Annotated in this window: 4 protein-coding genes; 1 reads left to right on the top strand and 3 read right to left on the bottom strand. The window is 74.2% G+C overall.

Features of this window, described 5'->3' with window-relative positions:
- From ACWGKU_RS40395 to ACWGKU_RS40385, 3 genes are all read right to left on the bottom strand, one after another.
- On the bottom strand, positions 1-1,220 hold a 1,220-nt coding region (locus tag ACWGKU_RS40395; protein ID WP_452181028.1), incomplete at its 3' end, for a cytochrome P450.
- Between the two features lie 152 nt (positions 1,221-1,372).
- Positions 1,373-1,741: a hypothetical protein gene (locus ACWGKU_RS40390; RefSeq protein ID WP_401043954.1), complete on the bottom strand. Its 369-nt coding sequence runs from the start codon at positions 1,739-1,741 to the stop codon at positions 1,373-1,375.
- 119 nt (positions 1,742-1,860) lie between these two features.
- Positions 1,861-2,910, bottom strand: a complete 1,050-nt coding sequence (locus ACWGKU_RS40385; protein WP_401043951.1) for a ketoacyl-ACP synthase III family protein — start codon at positions 2,908-2,910, stop codon at positions 1,861-1,863.
- 137 nt (positions 2,911-3,047) lie between these two features.
- On the opposite strand from ACWGKU_RS40385, the gene ACWGKU_RS40380 reads away from it, so the two are divergent.
- Complete coding sequence (locus tag ACWGKU_RS40380; RefSeq protein WP_452191814.1) at positions 3,048-4,571, top strand: MFS transporter; 1,524 nt, start codon at positions 3,048-3,050, stop codon at positions 4,569-4,571.
- Positions 4,572-4,648 lie beyond the last annotated feature (77 nt).

The raw sequence follows: 4,648 nt of genomic DNA, 5'->3' as shown, positions 1-4,648 counted from the left end.
CACCAGGTGACCGGCAGGCGCTCCAGGCCGTGGACCATCATCCCGGTGGTCATCCGCAGGTTGTCGACCTCGTCGGCGAGCGCGAGAGTCGGGAAGCGGCGCAGCAGCGTCGACAGCGCGATCTGGAGCTCCGCCCGGGCCAGCGCGGCCCCGAGGCAGAAGTGCGCACCGTGGCCGAGGGCGAGGTGCCCGGTCGCCGAGGCGCGGGTCGGGTCGAAGGCGTCCGGGTCGCCGTCCGAGAAGCGGTCGGCGTCCCGGTTGGCCGAGCTGGTCGCCGCGATCACGCCGCTGTTCTTCGGGATCACGGTGCCGCCGATCTCGACGTCCTCCAGCGTGACCCGGTACGGGCCGCCGTCGCCGATGGGGTTGATCCGCAGCAGCTCCTCGACCGCGTGCTCCATGAGCTCCGGCCGCTCGCGCAGCGCGGCCAGGTGCTCGGGGTGGCGCAGCAGGGTCAGCACGCAGGTGCCGATCATGCTGACGGTCGTCTCGTGGCCGGCGACCAGCAGCGTGATGCCCATGACGATGAGCTCCATCTCGCTGAGGCTGCCCTCCTCGTCGTGGGCGTTCACCAGGGCGCTCATGAGGTCCTCGCCGGGCTCCTCGCGCTTGGCCTGGACGAGCCGGCCGAGGTAGCCGAACAGCTCCATGCGCTTGGCGTTCATCTCCTCCGGCGACATCGAGGTCAGCGAGACGAACGCGTCCGACCAGCCCCGGAACTTCTCGCGGTCCTCGAAGGGCACCCCGAGCAGCTCACAGATCACCATCACCGGCAGCGGGAAGGCGAAGACCGTGTTGAGGTCGACCGGCCCTTCCGACTGCTCCATCCGGTCGAGCAGTTCGTCGGTCAGCTCCTGGATGCGCGGGCGCATGTTCTGCACCCGGCGGGCGGTGAACTCGCGCGACACCAGGCGGCGCAGCCGGGTGTGCTCGGGCGGGTCCATGGTGAACAGGCTCGCGGGCATGGGCGGCAGGTTGGTCAGCTTCGGCGCGTCCGGCTCCACGGTGGCGGCGCGGCTGAAGCGCAGGTCGGACAGGACCGTGCGGACGTCCTCGTAGCGGCTGACCACGTAGCCCTCGTCGCCGCTGGGGAGCCGGACCTTGGCGACCGGGCACTGGGCGCGCAGGTCGGCGTAGACGGTGGGAACCTGCACCGCCGAGGGACGGTGGAACGGGTACTGAAGCTGGTCCTGGCCGGCTGAGGACGCGGTGCTGTCCATGGGCTGGATGCTCCTTCTGCTGGGTGGTGGTCGGTCGCCGCCCACGCTCGCAGCCGGGGCTAGCGGCCCGGTAAAGGACAGCGGGGCGGGGCCGGCCGGACACGCCCCGGGCCCGCGGCCGTGAGGACGCGGGCCCGGCATCGCGAGGTCCGTCAGGAGGCGGCGGGCCCCCGGCGCAGGGCGTGTCCCAGCGCGAGGTGGGTCAGCCAGGCCATCCCGAAGGTGAAGGGCGCGGAGGTGTCCTCGGGAGGGCCCGGTATCGCCGTGCAGACGAGCATGACGGCGAGCGGTATCCAGACCCGCAGCAGCGCGTGCCGCACGACCGCCGCCCGGGGCGCGAGCCCGGCCAGGAGGGGGACGAGGAGCCCGGCGACTGCGAGCACGAGCGTGAGGCCGGTGTACTTCGCCGCCTCGAACACCGTCCAGACGAGCAGGAGGAGTCCGAGCCCGCCCCAGGCCGCGCGTCCGGCTCCGGACGCGGGGGTGGGGGTGGGACGGACGCCGGCGGTCTCTGGGGTCATGTCGTCTCCGCTTTCCGTGTCATGCGCCTCTTCCGTCAGGGCACTGATCGTCAGTATCGCTCGTACCACGGCGGTTTGCCGTTGGACGGCCGGACGGGGCCGGGCCCGGTCCCGTCCGGTCAGCCCGCCGTCCGCAGACCGGCCGGCTCCCAGTCCGGCTGCCCGGTGATCTCCAGGACCGCGCAGGTGCAGCTGAAGCCGGATCCGCCGCCGACCATCAGGACCCGGTCGCCCGGGGCGAGCCGGCGGTGCTCCAGCAGGTGGTTGAGGGCGGCGATCTGGTCGCCCGCGCCCAGGTGGCCCACCCGGCGGGCGAAGTCCCAGGTGGACTTCTCGAACGGGATGCCCAGCAGCTGCGGCACCTGCCACTCCATCCGGCTGCGGCCGCTCGCGAGCACCACCACCCGGGCGATGTCCTCCCGGCCGACGCCGGCGTCCGCCAGGGCGGTGTCCACGGCGGCGTTCATCACGGCGCCGACCCGCTGGGTCGCCTCGCGCAGGCCTCCGGCGTCGGTGCGCATGAAGTGGCCCACCCGGCCGAGCAGGTCCAGCGGCTCACCGGTGGGGACGGCCTTCAGCTCGGGGCCGCGGACCACCGCCTCCATGGCGTTGTCCGAGCCGCTGGCGGTGGACAGCAGCCGGGCGATCCCGCCCCGGCCGGACAGCACGATCGCGGTCGCGCCGTCGCCGTAGACGAAACCGGGCTCGCTGCTCCACCTCTTGATCAGCGGGGCGCCGAACCGGTCGGCGGTGGTGACCACGGCCGCCTTCTCCGGCTGACCGGCGATCTGGCGGGCGGCCAGTTCCAGGGCCCCGAGGGCGGCGTTGCACTCCTGCTGGAAGCCGAAGGCGATGGCGTCCCGGCCCAGCGCGTGGCCGGCGACGTAGGACGCGGCCGGCCACATCTCGACACCCTGGAACCAGACGCCGGAGTGAATCAGCAGCCCGACCTCCGAGGCGTCCAGGCCGGACCGCTTCAGGGCGGTGGTGGCGGCCTGGACCGCCATGTCCGGCGGGGCGGTGCTCTCGTCGGCCACGCAGACCGAGAGCAGGTCGTCCTGCTCGGCCTGCTCCGCGTCGTAGCGACCGTCCTCCACGGCCGTGCGGGCCGACTCCGGCTCCGCCAGCCACACCCCGGTTCCCGCCACGTAGACGTCTTCAAAGCGCATGGGTCGCTCCCTCTCAGCACGGACCTTCCCCGCATGATCGGCGGAGCGGCTTTGGCTCGGCTAAAGAGCACCGCCGGACCCTGGGCGCCCGGGCCGTGCGGACCACCGCGCGGCGAGAAGCGCGGAGGAGCCGCCCCATGCAGACCCCAGCACCGGACGGTTCCGGGCACCCCAAACGCTGGTGGATCCTCGGGGTGCTGTCCCTCGCGCTGTTCACCACCGTGCTCAACAACGGGCTGCTCAACGTGGCGGTCCCCGGACTCGTCCGGGACCTCGGCATCGACCTCGGCCGGACCCAGTGGATCGTCGACGCCTACGCGCTGACCTTCGCGGCCCTGCTGCTCACCGCCGGTGCCCTCTCCGACCGGTACGGCCGCAAGCGCGCGACGCTGCTGGGCGCGGCGCTGTTCGGCGGCGCGTCGCTGCTGGCCCCGGCGGCGGACGGCCCGGCCCAACTCGTCGCCGCCAGGGCCGCGATGGGCCTGGGCGCCGCGTTCGTGATGCCCGGCACGCTGTCGATCCTGAACCAGGTCTTCCCGGCCCGTGAACGTCCCCGCGCCATCGCGGTCTGGGGCAGCGTCTCCGCGCTGGGCGTGGCCGTGGGACCGGTGCTGGGCGGCCTGCTGGTGAGCCACTTCTGGTGGGGCTCGGTCTTCCTGGTGAACCTGGCTCCGGTGCTGGTGACCCTGCTGGCGGGCGCCGTCCTGCTGCCCGAGTCCGCCGCACCGGTACCCAGACCCGCGGACCCGGTCGGGGCGCTGCTGGGCGCCGGTGCGATGGCCGCCCTGGTGTACGGCGTGATCCAGGCCTCCGGGCACGGCTGGACGGCGCGGCCGGTCGTCGCCGCGCTGGCGCTGGCCGCCGGAGCGGCGGCCGCGTTCGTGGCCTGGGAACGCCGGCATCCCAGCCCCGTCGTGGACTTCGAACTGCTGCGCGACCGGAGGTTCCTGGGCGCGAGCGCGGGCAACATGCTGCTGTTCCTCGGCATCGCCGGAACGCTCTTCGTCCTCACCCAGCGCCTCCAGCTGGAGTTCGGCTACAGCGCGCTGCGCGCGGGGGCGGCGGTGGTGCCCCTGGCGCTGGCGGTCGGCGTGGGATCGGCGTTCGCACCGGCGGTGGCGCGGCGGGGCGGTCCGCGGGGCGGCGTGGCCGGCGGACTGGCCCTGGCCGCCGGCGGGATCCTCTGTCTCGGCCGGGCGTCCGGGGACTATCCCCCGGTCCTGCTCGGGTGCGTCCTGATCGGCGTCGGCGGCGGTCTGGCGCTGACCCCGGCGACGGACACGGTGATCGGGCTGGTGCCGGCCGAACGGTCCGGCAGCGCGGCGGCGCTCAACGACACCCTGCAGGAACTGGGGAACGCCCTGGGGGTGGCCGTGGTCGGCACCGTCCTCGCACGCGGCTACGCCGACGGTACGGCGGCGCTGCCGGACGAAGCCGGTCGGAGCCTGGGCGGCGCCGTCGAGTACGCGGGCCGACAGGACCCGGAGGCCGGCTCGGCGGTCGTCGCCGTCGCCGAGCACGCCTTCGCCGGAGCCGCCGCGGCCGCCCTCGGCGTCGCCGCGGCGGTGGTGGCGGCCGGAGCGGTGCTCTCCTGGATCCTGCTGCCGGGTGCGGCCGGCCGCCGCCGGGGGGCTCCGTCGGCGGCGGCCGACGACAGATAAGCCGCGGTGCGCCGGCCGAAGGTAGATCAGGTACCGCCCCAGGGCCGGCAGGAACGCCACCGGGGCGGCGTGGGGGA

The sequence above is a fragment of the Kitasatospora sp. NPDC054768 genome (genome assembly GCF_053612025.1).
This window is presented reverse-complemented; position numbering and strand designations above follow the sequence as displayed.

Coding starts and splice junctions, on each gene's coding strand:
- ACWGKU_RS40385 (WP_401043951.1), bottom strand. CDS start 2,910: ATGCGCTTTGAAGACGTCTACGTGGCGGGAACCGGGGTGTGGCTGGCG.
- ACWGKU_RS40380 (WP_452191814.1), top strand. CDS start 3,048: ATGCAGACCCCAGCACCGGACGGTTCCGGGCACCCCAAACGCTGGTGG.
- ACWGKU_RS40390 (WP_401043954.1), bottom strand. CDS start 1,741: ATGACCCCAGAGACCGCCGGCGTCCGTCCCACCCCCACCCCCGCGTCC.